This window comes from Alphaproteobacteria bacterium, assembly GCA_026400645.1.
GTDB lineage: Bacteria > Pseudomonadota > Alphaproteobacteria > Paracaedibacterales > CAIULA01 > JAPLOP01.
On sequence record JAPLOP010000036.1, the window covers coordinates 1 to 18,214 of the forward strand.

Below are 18,214 nucleotides of genomic sequence, written 5' to 3' on the forward strand. Positions count from 1 at the left end.
GAATACATGGGTCCCGCGATCAAGTCGCGGGATGACGGGGGGTGCGCATTGTTTGATGTGAATTGCATACTAACCGAATGCCATTAACTAGGCGCCCCTGTGACTTACAAATAAGACGGGCGAATAGAAAAAATCTTTTCAACTTTTCGGATAGCATCTTTTTTCGCCAAGATGATGAGTCGATCCCCAACACTGACGATTGTTTTCTTGGGGAGGAGCAATATTTTATCCTCCCTCACAAGGGCGGCAATCATGATAGAGCCCTTGATTGATACATCATCAACGCTAAGCCCAATAATATGACTTGTTTCGCGGGCCTCGGCTTCGATGATTTCGGCATACCCATCGCCCAACGTGTGGGCGGACCGGATTCTTCCCTGCCGGACGTGCTGCAATATTGTTGAAACCGTAATAGCCCGCGGGTTGATGATGCTATCGACGCCCAATGATGTAACAAGGGATGAATAATTAATATTGTTCAAAAGGGTAAATGATCGTTTTGCCCCGCATCGCTTAGCAAGAAGACTGGCCAGTATATTGACCTTATCATCGTTTGTAACGGATATGGCTGTCTCGCAATTATGAACATTGGCTTCGGCCAACACTTCGTAATCAAGCGCATCACCATGAAGAACCTCCGTGTTCCTTAAAAGATGGGCTGCCGCCTCGGATCGAATTAAATCTTTTTCAATAAGCTTGGCTTTTATGTTGGGATGATTTGTTTCAAGTTCACTGGCCAACGTTTTTCCGATATTTCCACCGCCGATAATAACGACACGCCGACCTTCTTCTTCGATGTAACCAAAGGCCTCCATGGCCAAATGAATATCGCTATGTCTGATAACAAAATGGACATCATCATTGATCTGAAGCACATCATCCTTCTGCGGGAAAAAAAATACGTCATTTCTGGAAATACAAAGAATAGCCAACTCTAATTTTGAAAATAGACTAGAAATCAACCGTAAGGGTGTGTTCAGAACCGGTGCACATGCCAAAATACGCACCCCAATAACTTTGACGCGATCAAGTACCAAAGAAATAACATCAAATGCGCCCGAAATTTGTGTGTTTCGACTGAGCGTTTTAGCAACTTCCATTTCAGGAGAAATCACAACATCAATTGCCAACCGTTGCGGGTGGAACATATTGGACCACGCTGGCTTCAGGTAATTTTGATTTCTAATCCGGGCTATTTTTGTTTCTAGCTGGAACAGAGACTGCACAACCTCACAAGCAATCATGTTGACTTCGTCCGAACCCGTTACGGCAATTAATAAATCTGCAGCCTCTGCCCCGGCCTGTTTCAAAACATCAGGATGAGAGGCAAATCCAACAATCGGTTGGACGTCAATTTTATCACTTATTCGCTTTAAAAGATCGGGGGATTGATCAACGATCGTGATGTGATTTTCTTCAAGGGCCAAATATCGCGCTATGCTATAACCGACCTGTCCAGCCCCTAGGATAATAACCTTCATAAGCTAAACAACCATGGGCTGGACAATCGCGCTGGGGTCATGCGCAGGTGAATCACAGATATCATGAGGTGACTTCGTGTCATGAACACCAAGCGCCCTTAGTTTACGGTGGAGGGCAGAACGCTCCATCCCGATAAATCGAGCCGTCTGAGAGATATTCCCCGAAAAACGCTGAACCTGCGTTAATAAATACTCTCGCTCAAAGGCTTCTCGTGCTTCCCTTAGGGGCAGCACAACAATATCGGCCGTTTTTTGTTGCCAGTTATTTGCAAAGACATTTCCCTGCACAATTTCGGATGGCAATTGTTCCTTTCGAACCGGATCACGTGGATCACCGCCGGCCATGATCAACACCCAATCGATAACATTTTTGATTTGTTGCAAATCGCCAGGCCAGGAATAAGATTGCAAAATAACGATTGCTTCTTGGCTAAATTGGCGTGGCGCAACCCCTTTGGCTGCTGCTGCCTGCCCCATAAAGTGTTGGATCAATAAGGGAATATCAATCACCCTGTCCTTTAAGGATGGGACTTGGATGTGGGCCACGCTGAGCCTATAGAAAAGATCTTCGCGGAAATTCCCCTCTTGGATCATGATCATAACCTGATCAGAGCTTCCGGCGATAAATCGAACATCAATATCGATTTTTCGAGAATCCCCCACCCGTGTAAAAGCCTGTTCCTGCAAAACCCGAACAAGTTTCGACTGAATCGGCAGGGGCAGCTGGGTAACTTCATCAAAATAAATCGTGCCTGTGTGGGCCTTTTCAAGAAGCCCAATTTTCCTGGGGGCATTTTGTTGCGCCCCCGCAATTTCCGTTCCAAACAGTTCAGCCTCTAGCTGCTGGGGATGGAACGCTTGACAGCTGATGGAAACAAAGGGGCACGCTGACCGTTTGCTCAGGTTATGTATGTGACGCGCCAGCGCATCTTTGTTGGCGCCCGCTGGACCAGAAATAAAAACACGTCCGTTCGCGGCAGCTGCTTTTTCTGCTGCCTGGCGCACATGTGCTGTGGCTGGGGAATTACCAATTAAGGCAGCGCTGCTGATTTGGGCTTTGATTTTAAGTTCGTCATTTTCCCGCTTGAGACGAGAAGATTCGATAGCCCGCTGAACAATCAGCAACAGACGCTCCACTTGGAACGGTTTTTCAATAAAATCGTACGCCCCTTTTTTAATGGCAGAGACAGCCGTTTCAATCGTGCTATGCCCGCTGATCATGACAACAGGAACATAAGGATGGTCACGCTTGATAATATCAAGGATTTTTAGACCGTCCCGTTCGCTATCACCCAACCAAACATCAAGAATCACAAGATGCGGCTGACGTTCCCTGATAATGTCCAGCGCAGCCAAACCATCGCTGGCAACACGCGTTTTATATCCTTCGTCAGAGAGAATGCCGGCTATTAATTCGCGGATGTCGGCTTCATCATCAACAACAAGGATGTCTTGTGACATAGTTTTTTCAGTCCTTATAGTTCAATTTATTGAGAAAATGGAAAGGTCAACTGTACACAGGCGCCGCCCAATATGCTATCCCCTAAATGCATGTGACCATTATGATCGGAAACAATTTTGGAAACAATAGCCAACCCAAGTCCGGTGCCTTTTTCTCTGGTTGTATAATAGGGTTCGGTCAATCGTTCACGCCCTTCTTGTGGGAATCCAGGTCCGTTGTCTTCAACTGTAATGACAACTTTTTCATCCTTTATTTCCAATGACAGAATAATAGTCGCTAGTTTTTTGATTAGCTGGGCAGCTGGGTGCGATTCACTGACAGCATTTATGGCATTCTGGAGGAGATTTGTCAAAGCCTGGCTGATCTGCTGTTTGTCGCAAAACCACGTAACGGGAGCCTCTGGCTTTCTGTATGTTATGCGAATCGATGAATGGGCTTGTTGCTGAAGAATAAGGGTGTGCCTTATCAATTCGGTTAGATCGACTTTTTCTATTTTTGGTTCCGGCATTCTGGCAAACGAAGAAAACTCATTAACCAAATTACCAATATTTTCTACCTGCCGGATAATGGTATCGATGCAGGATTGAAACGTCCGTGGATCGGATTTGATTTCCCTTAGATACCGCCGCTTTAACCGTTCAGCGGATAGTTGTATCGGCGTTAGGGGATTTTTGATCTCATGCGCTATTTTTCGGGCCACATCAGACCAAGCTGCCTTGCGTTGGCTAATGATCAAATCATGCTTTTGCTGTTGAAGTTGGTGTGTCATTTGATTAAAGGAATGAACCAGCTTATCCAATTCGTAATTCATGGGCTCCTCCTCGATTTTGACCGATAGATCCCCCTGACTTACAGATTCTGCCGCTGCCATCAGCCGACTAATTGGCTTGATCAAAATGGTGGCAAATGTCAGGCCAATCCAAATAGCAGCCAACAGTAAAAGAAGGGCCACAAGAAAAAAGAAGGCGACAAAGGTGATTTGCAACCCCGAATGCTGCCCAGCCAAACGTAAATAATCCTGAAGAGCATTTTGCGTGTTGGTCAAATGCTGCAGAACCGTTGGATCGATAAATTTTCCAACAAACAGGTATGTGTCCGTTGTGGGGTCCAGCCTGATAAGCGCCCTGACACGGTCACCAGATTCCGTTGTTACCGTATCCCCGGACCGCGCTGTGTCAAAATCAGAATAAGATATTTTCTCGAATTCCAAAGCAAATGTCAGATAAGAACGGGCCACAACTTCTTTTGTTCCATTAAAAATGAGAACCTCTTCCAGTCCATGCTCATCTGCGGCATCATTCAAAATTTGTGAAAAGGCTTCTGGATTATCGATATATAAAGAAACTTGGGGACGCAATTTGTTGGCCAAATTCAGCGCATCAATGACGACCGCCTTTTTATGTTCCCTAAGATAGGCCTCGGCCACAATTCGAGCCTCCTCTAGGGTATCCTTAACCGGCTGACCAAACCATGTTTCAACACCAACGTTAAAAAATAATGCAGAAAAGCCAGCCCCACAAATGACCGGGACAATGACGACTGTGGAAAACAAGGCAACAATATGAACGTGAAGTTTGGATCCGACCAACCCGCGTTTTCTCTCCAGCCATAATTCAACCAACCTTTTGGCGATAAAAATAGCCAGCAAAAGCAACAAGATCAAATCAAGATAAATAAAGGGAAGAATCGTTCTGGTTTTGGCTTCTAAGTTGGAACTTTCGGAAAAAAGAACCCAAAAAGTCCCAATACCCGAAAGAAGCGCCAGAAAGCTTAAGGCAAACGGTATTTTGCGGGAAAGATTAGAGTTATGCGCAACCGCCAAAAAACGGGCATAAACGGGCGAAAATGCAAGAATAATGGGCCTCTTCAGTCAGGGTCATCCTGGAAAAATATACCTTATTTAATCTGAGTTCGATATAAGAATCCCCAAAAATCTCACATTTTTCCTTGGTAATCCTGGATTGCTTCGTCGCCATGCTCCTCGCAACGACGTCTTTGCGATGAGGGCGAAGCCCGAGGAAGCAATCCAGGAATCGCTCCGAACTCATGAAGATTTATTGAAAATGGCATTAGCCGAAAATCCATGAAAATAAAATTTCGTTTAAAATTCTGTAAAAATATGTAAGCTTAGAAGATATGGGCTTTCCCCAAAAACACGCTTATTTAAAGGGCAATTTCGTTCCATGAAAATGCTAATCGCAAAGCTGAATCCAATATGTAAAAAAGCCCTAGAAGGGGCTGCCGGCCTTTGCATGGCAAAGGGACACTATAATATTGAGCTGGAGCATTTCCTGCTCAAGCTTTTTGAGCTGCCCGAAACCGATGCCCAGCTTATTTTGCGATATTATGAAATTGACTTACAAACAGTTTTAAAACACTTTATTTCTGCTGTTGATAAATTTCCAGGCGGAAATAGTGGTACCCCTGTTTTCTCAAAACATATTTTAAATGCACTGGAGGAAGCCTGGCTCGCGTCGTCTTTGACTTTGGGATATCCGTCAATACGGTCAGGCGCACTATTGTTGGCGTTAATTGATATTGACCCATTAAGGGGGATTTTACTAGAAAGCTGTCCGTTATTGCTCAGAATCTCCCGGTTATCATTACGCCGGGATATACATGATTTGTTGGGATCCAGCAAGGAAACCTGTCCATCCGACTCCACATCAAAGGGGTCATCGGCTTTAACCCCCACAGGTGAACAAAATGGGGGTGCACAATCCGAGGCGGAACCAGCCATACCGGAATCAAAAAGCGCCTTAAATCAATACACGATTGATCTGACAGCGGCCGCCCAAAAAGGCAAATTGGACCCGATCCATGGTCGTGATGTTGAAATTCGCCAGATGATAGAAATTTTATCCCGCAGGCGTCAAAATAACCCGATTCTGGTTGGCGATGCCGGGGTTGGCAAAACAGCCATTGTCGAGGGGTTGGCCTGTCGAATCCGCGATGGGAACGTCCCGCCATTTCTGCAGCAAGCACACCTTCATCGGCTTGACGTTGGGTTATTGCAAGCCGGCGCAAGCGCCAAGGGACAGTTCGAGGAACGCATCAATCAACTTTTACAAGAAGTCCAGCTATCGCCACATCCCATCATTTTGTTTATTGACGAAGCCCACACGTTACTAGGGGCAGGTGGCGCACAGGGCCTGGGCGATGCAGCCAGCTTGTTAAAGCCAGCTTTGGCCAGGGGGGAATTGCGAACAATTGCCGCAACGACCTGGGCAGAATACAAACGCTATATCGAAAAGGATGCGGCATTAACGCGACGGTTTGAACGTATCAAGGTCAAGGAACCAACCCCCGAAGAAACCGTTCCTATGCTGTATCAAATTCATCAGCAATTTGCGGTGCACCACGATGTTAATATTTTACAAGAAGCCCTGGAAGCATCAGCCCATCTTTCCCATCGGTTTTTGCCAGAACGTCGATTGCCCGATAAAGCTGTTAGTGTTTTGGATACGGCATGCGCGCAGGTTGCCCTGTCACTGTCTGGATTTCCTGAGGAACTGCAAACCTGTATGAGCAAACTCCATGTACGGGAATTGGAACGCCAAATCATTCATCAGGAACAAAAACAGGCGATGATTCCACATGAATCCGGGCCGTCCGCCTTGCATGCCTCTGCTTTACATGGTCGACTTGAAACAATAGGGTCTGAAATTGCTCAACTCCATCAACAAAAGGAAGCCGTAACGGATCGCTGGCAACAGCAAAAACAGCTTATCCAGCAAACCCTGGATATCAAACAACAAATTGCGGAACTTGGATCAGCACAGGAACATTCCAGTGAAGCGATCAGTCTCAAAAAACAGCTTGCCCACCTTCATCAGACACTGCAACAAACACCATCGCATGAGCTTTTGGTATCCCATGCGGTTGATAAACTGGCGGTCGCGCGTGTGATTTCGAGCTGGACCGGGATTCCGATTGATATGATTTTATCCCAGGGCACCAATATTGTTCTGGAGGATTTGGTTAACACGCTTAGCAAAAGAATTATTGGCCAGGATTATGCGTTGCATGCGATCGCCAAAAGCATCGTGAGTTATCAGATTGGATTGAACGATTCCAATAAGCCAATTGGGGTGTTCCTGTTGGCGGGACCCAGCGGCGTTGGAAAAACGGAAACAGCGTTGGCCCTGGCAGAAACAATGACGGGACACCAACGGCATCTTGTTCATCTGAATATGGCAGAATTTCAAGAATCCCATTCTATTGCCATATTAAAGGGGGCGCCACCCGGATACATTGGCCATGGAAAGGGGGGAACGCTGACGGAGGCTGTGCGCCAAAATCCGTATAGTGTTGTTCTGCTGGATGAAGTCGATCGGGCCCATTCCGATATTATCAGCCTGTTTGCCCAGATTTTCGATAAAGGCATCGTAGAGGATAGCGAGGGGATAGAGGTCGATTTTTCAAACACGTTGTTTATTCTAACGACCAATCAGGGGGAGGGGCTGATCGAAGGCAAGCATCAGCGATTAAAAGAAACCGAGGATCGGCAAATTTTATTTAACAACCTAACAAATCAACTAAGCGATGATCTGCGGGGAACATTCGGATCATCCTTTATGTCACGCATAGCGGTGATCCCCTATTTGCCATTAACAACCGATGCCATCAAGCAGATCATTCGATTAAAGCTGGATCATCTGCAACAGAAAATAACATTAAAGTACGGGCATTCGTTAGATCATTCCGATGAATTGATTGAATCAATTGTCCATTTGTTCGATGGCCAGGACAAAGACCTTCGATTCATCGATACGTACCTTCGACAACACGTCGCGGCGGAATTAGCAAAGCAAAAGGGAACTTCTGGGATTTAAATTCCTGTCAGTATTGTCTTGAGTTTACTCGTTCTTAATACTATATATAACGTTAATAATTACGCATCATAAAATTTCCACAGGTAGTTTTGTGCATTAATTTTTAACAAGATAATGGGGAATACATAAAAATCATGACAGGCTTCAGGTTTAAACCCAATAAGATAGAATCAAAATTCATTGGCTGCTGGCTTATGCTTTTGATTATTCGTTATGGAGCCCAGGCAATCAATATGCCTGAAAAAAAAGAACAAACAGGCTCCGGAAACGACACGCCGTTAAAAAATGATGCTCTTCATAAAAATGACCTCTTGCGAGCAGGAGACTTAGAAAATCAACAGGGCTTTGATCTGTATAAACTAGGGACGATTAATAGTCTAAAAAAAGCCCGAGAGTATTTTAAACATACGGCCGATCAAGGGCAGGCGACGGCGCAACACAATTATGCCACCATGCTTCGTAATGGAGAGGGTGGGGACAAAAACGCCGAAGAAGCACGCAAATATTATAAACTGGCAGCCGACCAAGGATACACAAAGGCGCAAAACAACTATGCGAAAATGCTTCGTTATGGAGAGGGCGGAGACAGAAATCTTGGCGAGGCTCGCAAATACCTTAAGCGTGCCGCCGATCAAGGGCATGCAATAGCACAAGGTCATTATGGCGATATGCTTTATGATGGAGAAGGCGGATATAGAAACCAAGAGGAAGCACGAAAATATTGTAAAATGTCTGCCGATCAAGGGCTGGCAGAGACACAGGGTGGCTATGGTTACATGCTCTATTTGGGAGAGGGTGGGGATAAAAACCCAGAAGAAGGGCGTAAATATATGAAATTATCTGCAGATCAAGGACTTGCCCCCGCGCAGCATATTTATGCTGATATGCTTGAAAATGGCGAAGGCGGGGACAAAAATATTGAAGAGGCCAAAAGATATCGAAAGCTAGCCTCTGATCAGGGCCTTGGATCAACTCCTGATTATTTCGACACGATATCCAGGGAATAGATCCCTGTTTTTTCACCCAGAACCGGCATAATATTGGATGCCAAAAGGGCTTTTTAGGGCCCTTTGTTTCAAGATAGGACGGGATTATTTCCCAGATTCTTCCTTGGTATTGACTTCGTTTGCCTCTGGCAGATGTCGCCAAATCACAATGCTATACTTATCAGCATCAGAGTCTGCGGTGAAAGCGTACAACACTTTGCTGTGTGACCTTAAGTCGGCATCATAACCATCACCTATGTAAGGATTGCAACCATCCTCCTCGAACTTATAACCCCCTGCCTCTCCAGGTAATACAGAGGAATTTGGCCTGGATTCAGGTAAGCTCTTATCTACCGATTTATGTACAGTATATTCCCACCGAACATTGTCGCCTACAATGACCTCTCCCTTTGGATTTCCTGTTTGAATCAGCACTGCAGTTAGATCCCTCATGGCGCCAGAGGTTAGCGGGGCACGATTTGTAATTTTATCCTGCCAACTAGCCAAAGCGGCGGCGTTGCCATCCGGCAAAAATGTAGCAGACAACAGTAACAATAAACTTAAATATTTAAAAAATTTCATCATAACAAGCTCCATAAAAATTTATATTTGTATTCGACCACTCAGCACACTCTATATATAACATGAAATACATTAAAATGTCATAATAATTATAGTCAATCAAAAGCATATGCAACAGAACTGGCAAAGCACACAACAAAATCATTGTTCTTTGGTGGGAATTTTCTTATCATTCTAGATAACAGTAATTTTCTCGGCGTTTGATATCATGCAACTTACACAATCTGTCAAAAATATTCTTGGTTTTTATGAAAGCGATAATCCGGGCGTAAAAACGAATCTGGCTCGCCTTTTAATGCACGGTAAATTGGGGGGAACGGGTCGAATGATCATTCTTCCAGTCGACCAAGGGTTTGAACACGGCCCAGGGCGCAGTTTTGCCATGAACCCAGAGGCATATCATCCCCATTACCATTTTCAATTGGCCGTCGATGCGGGTTTGTCAGCCTATGCAGCGCCATTGGGATGGCTGGAAGCTGGGGCCGACACGTTTGCCGGCGCGATACCAACCATTTTAAAAATCAACAGCGGCAATAGCTTGTTATCAAAAGCAAACCCACCAAATCAAGCAACAACCGGGTCCATTCAGGATGCGTTGCGTTTAGGATGTTCTGCGATTGGATTTACAATTTATCCAGGATCAGAAGCATCACTTAGCCTGTTCGAAGAAATTCGCGCCCTGGCAGAGGAAGCAAAATCATGTGGATTGGCCGTTGTTATATGGTCCTATGCACGTGGCAACCTAAGCAAGGATGGCGAGACCGCCATTGATGTAATTGGCTATGGCGCCCATATTGCAGCTTTGCTGGGGGCTCATATTGTCAAGGTTAAGCTTCCCTCCTCGTACCTGGAGGTCCCTGAGGCAAAGCAACAGTATCTGGACAGTGCCGTCAAAATCGATACAATGCCTGATCGCGTGCGACATGTAGTTGATTGCTGCTTTAAGGGTCGTCGTTTGGTAATCTTTTCCGGTGGAGAAGCCAAGGGCAGCAATGGCGTACTAGAGGACGCAAAGGCCATTCGTGAAGGCGGCGGCAATGGATCCATCATTGGGCGGAACTGTTTCCAGCGCCCCCGTGAAGAAGCGATGAAATTGCTGAGCGATATGATTGCTGTTTATCAATAGACCAAGCCCCTTTTATATTATTTTCCATGTCTCCCTGGGAAATGATCTGAAATGAGTATGGCATGAACATAGGAATTTATTTGCTCACCTGGTTTCGGGGACGATGGATCGGTCAGGATGAATTTGGTAATCGATATTATCAAACCAAAAATCCGAAATCAGGATGTGCAATAAAGCGATGGGTCCTGTATAGTGGCAAAGCGGAAGCATCAAAGATCCCCGCTGGATGGCGCGGATGGTTGCATTATACGGCATCAGAACCACCCTCTGGCGAAAGACGCTATGACTGGCAACAGAAACATTTGCCAAATCTAACGGGAACGCCGCTGGCCCACGATCCAAACAAGGGATCGCCCATAAAACAAAACTATGAATCATGGAATCCCGATTCTTTGGAGAACACAAAATTTCAATGAAACTGTTCGTAACGAACGACACCGCCAGTCAACGACTAGACAAGTTTCTGGTTCAAATGCTTCCCGAGCAAAGCCGCAACCGCTTGCAAGATTGGATCGAGCGGGGATGTGTTTGCCTGGACGAACAGCCAATCATCGACACAAATTACAAAGTTAAAGATGGGCAAACCTTTACGCTGACCATTCCGGCGTTGCAAGACTCCATTCCAAAAGCCGAAATTTTACCCCTGGATATTGTTTATGAAGACGATGATCTGGTGGTTATTAATAAAGCACCTGGCATGGTTGTCCATCCGGCGCCAGGCCACTATGAATCAACTATGGTTAATGCCCTTTTGGCGCACTGTGGTGATTCCCTGTCCGGCATAGGCGGTGTAAAACGCCCCGGGATCGTTCATCGACTGGACAAAGACACCAGTGGTCTGTTGGTTGTGGCCAAAAATGATAAAACACACCAGGCTTTATCGGAACAATTTTCCAATCCTGACCTAGGGAAACAATTAAAGCGAACCTATTGGGGGCTTGCTTGGGGGCATCCACTGCCCAGCCAATCAAAAATCGAAACGCCCATAGGTCGTCACCCAAAGAATCGTCAGAAAATGGCGGTGGTTCACGGAAATTCCGGAAAAGAATCGGTGACGCATTATACAACAAAGCAAGTATGGAATTTCGGATCAAAGGGCGAAATGAAACTAAGCTGGCTGGAATTCACACTTGAAACCGGCCGAACACATCAAATTCGCGTTCATTGCCAACACATCGGTTGCCCCATTATTGGGGACCCCCTGTACGGAAAGAAAACCCTGCCAAAGGCACGATTGGTTCCGGACAGAGTCATCCAATTTGAACGCCAGGCTTTGCACGCAGTCACGTTAAGCTTTTTGCATCCCCATACACAGGAAACAATGACATTCGAAGCCACCCCACCTGAGGATTTTCTGGAACTTTTGGAAGCGTTAAATACGTTTTTATAACCTGAGTTCGACGTAACAAGTCAATAAAACCCAGACAAACGCAAGTTTCCCTATGGCTTGACCATAGGGTCCAGAGAAAGAAAACGATCTTTATCAGCTGGGGAAAACTACGGTGGGCGCTGTTTTGATACGGCCCTTACGTCGAACTCAGGTTTTCATCAAGCCTTTTCCCGCATAAGCAAAACGGTAAATCGTCTGTTTTGTGATGCATTTGGATCGTTCTTAACAAAAAGCTCAGTATCCGCCTTTCCAACAATGGATGTTATTCGGTCTTTGTTGACGCCATTTTTCTCTAGGACCTGACGACAGGCATTGGCGCGATCTGTTGACAGCTCCCAATTTCCATAATCCTGAGCATTACTATAGGGCGTTGCGTCAGTGTGCCCCGTTATCACGATTTTGTTGGGCATTTTACTGATTGTTTTTGCCACGATTCCAACCAACCCCTTTGCATACACCATCATGGCGCTGCTACCTGGCGGAAACATGGTTTTTTGCTTGTCAGCATCCATAATCTGGATCAGCAACCCTTCTGAACGCAATTCGAACGTCACCTGGTTCGTGAGATCTTTCAGTAATGGATTTTGCTGAATGATGTTTTTGATTTCTTGGGACGTTTCCTGAAATTGCTTTTCTTCTTCGCCGCGGTTTTTTTCACGCTCTGCCTTTGATTTCGACTCATTTTTGCCCTTGGATGAGTCCTGCGACTTTGCGTCTTTTTCTTTTTTGCTCTCAAGTAAATTTATTTTATTATCAGAAACGCTCGCCTTGTTTTGCTCTGCCTTTTCGCCGCTTTTTGCAACCTGTTCAACCTCAGCATCCGTTTTTTTGTCTTCCTTTTCTGGGACGGATTGGTGCTGTTCAGTGTTCGCGGGGTCACTCTTTTCCCTCTCGCTATTATTATCAGGGGATACTTGTGTGCCCGCCATCATTCCACGACTCCCATTCCTGATGTTCATGTTAATGATGCCGGTTGCAAAATAATCAGCTATTCCTTTTTTATGCTCATCACTTGTAATACTGATCAACCACATCAACATAAAAAAAGCCATCATTGCCGTAACAAAGTCAGCATAAGCAATTTTCCAACTTCCGCCATGATGAGGGGCGTGCTGTCCTTTGCTTTTCTTTTTAATATAGATGATTGTGTGTGGTGGCTTGCTCATGATGCCCCTTCCACAGATGCGATAGCCTGCTCCAGCTCACTAAAGGTTGGCCGGCAACTTTCATCTATTGTTTTACGGGCATATTCAACAGCGATTAAAGGCGCGTATCCATTAAGGTAAGCCAAAATCGCCAGTCGCAAACAATCAAAATACTTAACCTTTGAATCAAACACCCCCTGGATGCAATTGCTGAGCGGGCCAACCAAACCATAAGCCAGCAACACGCCAGCGAATGTCCCAACCAACGCCCCGCCAATCAGTTTTCCCAAAATCTCTGGTGGTTGGCTGATCGATCCCATCGTGTGAATAACCCCCAAGACGGCAGCCACAATTCCCATGGCAGGCATTCCATCGGCCATATTTTGGAATGCGACGACAACTTGATGAAGCTCATTATGATAAGTTTCAATCTCCTCCGTCATGATATCGTCCATTTGATGGGGGTTATCGCTTCCCATCGTTAACATGCGAAAATAATCACACAGAAACATTGTGGCACGTTCGTTTTCTAGGAATTTTGGAAATTGATTAAACAGGGGGCTTGCTTGTGGATTATCGATATGGGATTCCAGGGCAAGCATCCCCTTGTTTTTGGCAAACTTAATGATTGTAAACAACATCGTGAGCAGTTCGACGTAATCTTCCTTTTTGTAGGATTCGCCCCTGGCCGCCTGCTTTAGCGACATCGACACCTTGCCCAGAACCTCTCTGGGATTACCAATGATAAACGCCCCAACAGAGGATCCGATAATGATAAGAAATTCAAAAGGCTGCCACAGAACAGATAAATGCCCACCAGATGCCGTATATCCAATCAAAACCGATACAATAACAACGCCTATGCCGATAAATATTTTCATCTGATGTTTTTTGGTTGATCGGTTTAAAAAGTGGATCTCACCTCTATTACATCAGATAAACGTTACATTTGTGTTAATTTTTGGGGAAATGGTTTTGTGGAGACCCCTCCCTTAAAAAGGGAGAGGGCGATATCTTAATTATGAATACTGCTGGCAAAGCTTTATAAGCGCATCGAAAATATCCCTGTACGCACAAGAAACTCTATAATCTAAATAACCACTGTCATAATATGGAGAGTAAGAGTAATCCGGACGTATATAGGTTTTCAAAATCCCCCTACTGTCATCGGAGAGATTTAGGGCATCGCCAATCTTTTGAACCAATTCACACAACCCCGCCTCTTGATTCTGAGGGCTTCTTTTCAAGGCAAAGTCCTGCTGACTGGCTTCGTTTTGATAAAAACAAGAAGCGCCACCATATTGCTGCTTTTGAGACAAGAACTGTATAAACTTCACCGACTTATCTATGTCATCGCGTGCTGCGAATTGATCGTTAAATCTTTTTACGTCTTGTTCGCGTTTTCTCCGTCTCTCTTCTTCCCATTCCAGACCCTCCGGAGTATCCGAATTACCACCAAAAACCTGCATCGAACCATTCGAATATTTATCAAACATAGCATGATATTTTTTATTTTGTATTTTGTGCTGGAAATTATCACGGCCAATGCATCCTTGAATTTCGTTTCCATTCACAGAGTCATCCTTAAAATAACCAGCCCCTGCTATTTTTTTGAGCACATGAAAAGAATCAAAGCCTTCAAGCATTAACGACCTTTCTGTCTCTATTTTTTCTAATTCCTCACGGCAGGCTCTCAGAAAATACTCCTTACGATCAATCCTTTCCTGATCAGCAAGCAAAATCAAACCAAAAGCAGGCATGCCTTTCCTGGACACTTCCTCCTTAACGTCTTTCAATTCCTCGCTGCACCTGCGAATTTGCTCATTGATTCGATCTTTTTTATTTCCAAAAGATTGATCAATGATACCTAGATTTTTATGCACCTCAAATTCAATTTCATCGCCACCCTGACCAAGGATAACGGCACCTCCTGCTTGATGAGCCATAGCAGCAGTTTCATGCTCATCCAAACCAATACCAGAAGGGACGGAACTCATCGCCACACAACCACTCACGGCCAGAATACCAAAGGGCAAGAATGCCAGCTGCACATTTTTTTTAATCATTTTTTTCACTAATGTCTCCTAGGTAATAAATTGTAAATATTAATACTATTTTCAAAAACGATTAGTGAGATTCCTGGATGGCCACGCTCTCTTCGTTCGCTCGCCATGACGACGTCATTGCGATGAGGGCGAAGCCCGAAGAAGCAATCCAGGAATCTCCATAAACTCATGAAGATTTATTGAAAATGGTACAACCAAAATATAGAATTCCGATGAATTCAAGGGTCCTTCATACATTTGTACAATAACCCTAAGACTCAACCGTATCAATAGAAAAATGGTGAAGCATATGCATCAGGGGCAACCCCTCTGCTGTGGCATAGTCAATAATTCGAGATTTTAACTTTGCGGGAACTTTTTCACCAACAATGATGATTTGTTTGGGGGCTTCTATTTCATGACCGAACATCATCATAATCGTACCCAGATCATCAAGCGCTCCCAAAACGGGCACCCCATGAATGGAACACCCGGCTTCTTCATCCTCAAACGTTATAAGGCCAACCGGATTATACGGCAAATCAGGGGAATGAAATGCTTCGCTGATAAAGGATTCCCCCGCATCGCTGGGCCCAATCAATAAAACGGGGACGGATGCCATGATATTGAGTCGGCGTTTTTGCATCACCTGACAATCATATGCATACCGATGAATGAAACGGGGTAACCCCAGAAAACAGATAAACACAAACGCATTAATAAGCGGAACAGAACGCGGTATCGATTCTTGTTGGGCCATCAACAGCATTAGGGGAAAAAATATAATATTTGCCAGAACGGCTGATAAAGACAGGGGTAGCATGTCCTCTATCGATACATACCGCCAAACAGCGCGATGTGTTTGCATCCAGATAAATATGCTAGCACTGACAATGGCAAAAACGGCCATATTCTTCAGAACAAAGGCGGGGGAGTAATCCAAGAACTCCTCCCCAATCCTAAGATACAAGGCAACAAAAAAGGATAAAAATGCCATCAGTGCATCAAAAACCAAAATCGTCTGCGGCATAATCATGTGCGCCGGCAGGGTGCTATCGATGTGATTCTTAACATACCGCATACCCTTACTCAGACCCTGATTCTGTTTTATCAGTCCACAAAAAAAGGAGAGGATTGCATCCAAAAACTTTTTTGATCGCTCAAGAAATTCCATCAAAACTCTTTCTCCTTTTTTCTTTTTGGGGTCAATTAGCACAGAAATAATCTGGGACAGGCATAGTCCTAGGTATCCAAGAAACTACGCAATTTGCGAGACCGACTCGGGTGCTTTAATTTCCGCAGGGCTTTTGCCTCGATCTGGCGGATACGTTCCCGTGTGACGGCAAACTGCTGCCCAACTTCTTCTAGCGTGTGGTCCGTGTTCATGCCAATGCCGAACCGCATACGCAAAACCCGTTCTTCCCTGGGGGTTAAGCTTGCCAGAACACGCGTTGTTGTCTCACGTAGGTTCGCATGAATAGCAGCATCAATCGGCAATACAGCATTTTTATCCTCGATAAAGTCACCCAAATGACTGTCTTCCTCGTCCCCGATTGGGGTTTCAAGACTGATCGGTTCCTTTGCAATTTTCAAAACCTTGCGAACCTTATCCAATGGCATAATCAGCTTTTCTGATAGCTCCTCTGGGGTTGGTTCACGGCCAATTTCGTGCATCATTTGGCGCGATGTGCGAACCAATTTATTAATCGTCTCTATCATGTGAACCGGAATACGGATGGTCCGCGCCTGGTCAGCAATCGATCGCGTAATGGCTTGTCGAATCCACCATGTTGCATAGGTTGAAAACTTATATCCCCGACGATATTCAAATTTATCCACAGCTTTCATCAGGCCAATATTACCCTCCTGAATCAAATCCAGAAACTGTAATCCACGGTTTGTATATTTCTTGGCGATAGAGATAACCAACCTCAGGTTGGCTTCGATCATTTCTTTTTTGGCGCGGGATGCCTCTCTCTCACCTTTTTGAATAATGGTAACAATCCGACGGAATTCAGAAAATGGAACGCCAATTTTTTCTTCGACTTTCGTCACTTCTGTAACAAGCGTTTCAATCTCGCCAGCATATCGTTCAACAAAGCGCGACCAGGATTTATCAGTCAGTGTTTTGACCTTACGCATCCAATCATCGTTAAAGTTTTGATTAACAAACTGACGCATGATTTGATCGCGCTTCACGCCACACTGTTCTGCTTTTGCAGCCAGGTCTCTTTCGATATTCGCGACATGCCTGTTAACGGTGTTGTGGCTTTCTATAAGCTCTTCGATACGGGCCGCATTGAGTTTAATCTCTTCCAGGTTATTGATAAGCTTTTGTTTAATTTCCTGGTGCTCTGGTGTATCCGAAACAATTGTCCCTTTGGCATGAAGGACCTCTTTTTGGCATTTAAACAAATCGTTGTACAAAGAAATATGGATATCCAAAAATGCCAACGCCTTTGTCCGTGCGGCTTCTTCTGCATCGGACAGCACTATGGCTTCATGAACGGGATCTGCCTCGGCTTCCAACGATTCAAATTCGGAATCCTCGTGGGCCTGCTCTTCCTCGCCATTACCCGTATCAATGGAAATCAATTCACGAATCGCCATACGTCGTGATTCCAAAAGATCTTTCCACTTTTTTATAACAACGGTCGTTAACGGACTTTCACAAAGCCCCCCAAACATGGTTGCTTTTCCGGATTCAATCTTTTTTGCAATAACGATTTCGCCTTCACGGGACAAAAGCTCGACATTGCCCATCTCACGCAAATACATACGAACGGGATCATCGGTACGACCGGCCACTTCGTCTGCGGCTTCTTCTGCTGATTCATCGAATCCAAACTCTGGCGTTGCGGCCTTTGTGGTCTCGGCAAGATTACCTGACAGCGGGGTTTCTTCCGCCTCGTCGCTGTCCACAATACTGATGCCCATATCCGCAATCATGCTCATCGATTCATCGATCTGGTCTGCAGAAAGTTGATTTTGTGGTAGTGCTTCGTTTAATTCGTCATAAGTAATGTATCCTCTTTCTTTGCCCTTAACCAAAAGGCGTTTTAGAAGGGGATTCGATTTACTCAGCTCAATCAAGGGGAGATCTGCGTCAGACTCTGCTTGATGCCCAACAACAGTTTTTTTCATTGGTCTGCCTGCCATTTT

14 protein-coding genes are annotated in these 18,214 nt (G+C 45.1%); 5 read left to right on the forward strand and 9 right to left on the reverse strand.

The genetic code is table 11. The features are described from left to right. Positions 1-104 precede the first annotated feature (104 nt). From trkA to NTX76_05780, 3 genes are read right to left on the reverse strand one after another with little or no spacing between them, the layout of a single operon-like run. Positions 105-1,481 carry a Trk system potassium transporter TrkA gene (gene trkA, locus NTX76_05770; GenBank protein ID MCX7338766.1) on the reverse strand — a complete coding sequence of 459 codons (1,377 nt, stop codon included), beginning with the start codon at positions 1,479-1,481 and terminating at the stop codon, positions 105-107. Positions 1,482-1,484: 3 nt separating this feature from the next. Continuing rightward, on the reverse strand, positions 1,485-2,942 hold the full coding sequence (locus tag NTX76_05775) for a sigma-54 dependent transcriptional regulator (protein ID MCX7338767.1): 1,458 nt from the start codon (positions 2,940-2,942) through the stop codon (positions 1,485-1,487). A 26-nt stretch (positions 2,943-2,968) separates the two neighbouring features. Further along, positions 2,969-4,765 (reverse strand): ATP-binding protein, encoded by a 1,797-nt coding sequence (locus NTX76_05780; GenBank protein MCX7338768.1) that lies wholly within the window; start codon positions 4,763-4,765, stop codon positions 2,969-2,971. 361 nt (positions 4,766-5,126) lie between these two features. On the opposite strand from NTX76_05780, the gene tssH reads away from it, so the two are divergent. Together tssH and NTX76_05790 are read left to right on the forward strand one after the other, a co-directional pair. Continuing rightward, the gene (tssH, locus tag NTX76_05785; protein MCX7338769.1) at positions 5,127-7,778 is read left to right on the forward strand and encodes a type VI secretion system ATPase TssH; all 2,652 of its coding nucleotides are present in this window, start codon (positions 5,127-5,129) and stop codon (positions 7,776-7,778) included. Positions 7,779-7,912: 134 nt separating this feature from the next. Then, positions 7,913-8,785 (forward strand): tetratricopeptide repeat protein, encoded by an 873-nt coding sequence (locus NTX76_05790; GenBank protein ID MCX7338770.1) that lies wholly within the window; start codon positions 7,913-7,915, stop codon positions 8,783-8,785. An 84-nt stretch (positions 8,786-8,869) separates the two neighbouring features. On the opposite strand, the gene NTX76_05795 is transcribed toward NTX76_05790, so the two are convergent. Then, positions 8,870-9,349 carry a hypothetical protein gene (locus NTX76_05795; protein ID MCX7338771.1) on the reverse strand — a complete coding sequence of 160 codons (480 nt, stop codon included), beginning with the start codon at positions 9,347-9,349 and terminating at the stop codon, positions 8,870-8,872. A gap of 205 nt (positions 9,350-9,554) precedes the next feature. Between NTX76_05795 and NTX76_05800 the strand changes: the two genes are divergently transcribed. The 3 genes from NTX76_05800 to NTX76_05810 all read left to right on the forward strand — a co-directional run bounded on the left by NTX76_05800 (position 9,555) and on the right by NTX76_05810 (position 11,862). Then, positions 9,555-10,472 (forward strand): class I fructose-bisphosphate aldolase, encoded by a 918-nt coding sequence (locus tag NTX76_05800; GenBank protein ID MCX7338772.1) that lies wholly within the window; start codon positions 9,555-9,557, stop codon positions 10,470-10,472. Between the two features lie 62 nt (positions 10,473-10,534). Then, positions 10,535-10,888, forward strand: a complete 354-nt coding sequence (locus tag NTX76_05805; GenBank protein ID MCX7338773.1) for an NADH-ubiquinone oxidoreductase subunit NDUFA12 family protein — start codon at positions 10,535-10,537, stop codon at positions 10,886-10,888. Beyond that, positions 10,885-11,862, forward strand: a complete 978-nt coding sequence (locus tag NTX76_05810; GenBank protein ID MCX7338774.1) for an RluA family pseudouridine synthase — start codon at positions 10,885-10,887, stop codon at positions 11,860-11,862. Before NTX76_05805 ends, NTX76_05810 begins: the two co-directional genes overlap by 4 nt. Before the next feature lie 158 nt (positions 11,863-12,020). Here the strand turns inward: NTX76_05810 and NTX76_05815 are convergent, their stop codons facing one another. From NTX76_05815 to rpoD, 5 genes are all read right to left on the reverse strand, one after another. Beyond that, entirely contained in the window at positions 12,021-13,028 is a 1,008-nt protein-coding gene (locus tag NTX76_05815) for an OmpA family protein (protein ID MCX7338775.1), read from the reverse strand. Further along, the gene (gene motA, locus NTX76_05820; protein MCX7338776.1) at positions 13,025-13,888 is read right to left on the reverse strand and encodes a flagellar motor stator protein MotA; all 864 of its coding nucleotides are present in this window, start codon (positions 13,886-13,888) and stop codon (positions 13,025-13,027) included. Before motA ends, NTX76_05815 begins: the two co-directional genes overlap by 4 nt. A gap of 138 nt (positions 13,889-14,026) precedes the next feature. After that, entirely contained in the window at positions 14,027-15,082 is a 1,056-nt protein-coding gene (locus NTX76_05825; protein MCX7338777.1) for a hypothetical protein, read from the reverse strand. 241 nt (positions 15,083-15,323) lie between these two features. Further along, complete coding sequence (locus NTX76_05830; GenBank protein ID MCX7338778.1) at positions 15,324-16,226, reverse strand: hypothetical protein; 903 nt, start codon at positions 16,224-16,226, stop codon at positions 15,324-15,326. A 68-nt stretch (positions 16,227-16,294) separates the two neighbouring features. Next, positions 16,295-18,211, reverse strand: a complete 1,917-nt coding sequence (gene rpoD, locus NTX76_05835) for an RNA polymerase sigma factor RpoD (GenBank protein ID MCX7338779.1) — start codon at positions 18,209-18,211, stop codon at positions 16,295-16,297. Between the last annotated feature and the right edge of the window lie 3 nt (positions 18,212-18,214).